We start from the raw sequence: 556 nt of genomic DNA on the forward strand, positions 1-556 counted from the left end.
AGATGGCTGGGGCGTGATGATGCCGGCGTTGTGGTTCTGCAGCAGAGCCACAATGGCGTAACGCTGACGGCATCAGACCCGGCATCTGTACTGGCGCTGGCCCGACAGCACCCTGAGAGTGGTGTTGTGCTGCAACAGGATACCGCGCCACTTCCCGGCTGGCTGCTTCAGAAGTTAACGCAGGGGCAGGCAGAAATGACACCTGAAGCCATGAACACTGCACAGGCTGCACAGAATACCGACGCAGAACTGCTCAGTCTGCAGACGCCGGAGGAGCGGGCACGCCAGGAGGCAGAAAAAGCGGTCAGGGAAACCCTGCAGCAGGATGAGACGCGGAACATACTGCCGGCAGATAATGAGGCCATGCAGGCTGCAGAAAATGCGGTGGCAGAACAGGAAATCAGGGCAGCCGGACAGACAGCAGCCCGTGAAGAGAAAGAAAACGCACAATTACTTCAGCATGAAGTGGCTGCCCTGAAACGCATAAACGCACAGGAGCAGTTGCGGCAGATGGAGAAAGAACTGGTGATTGACAGAGAGAAGACGCTCTGATGGA

Annotated in this window: 1 protein-coding gene; it reads left to right on the top strand. The window is 57.4% G+C overall.

Annotated features, from left to right (window positions below):
* On the top strand, nucleotides 1-552 hold a 552-nt coding region (locus BEA93_RS24605; protein WP_336603365.1), incomplete at its 5' end, for a conjugative transfer relaxase/helicase TraI domain-containing protein.
* Between the last annotated feature and the right edge of the window lie 4 nt (nucleotides 553-556).

It is taken from the genome of Escherichia sp. MOD1-EC5950 (assembly GCF_002965345.1).
Lineage (GTDB): Bacteria > Pseudomonadota > Gammaproteobacteria > Enterobacterales > Enterobacteriaceae > Escherichia > Escherichia marmotae.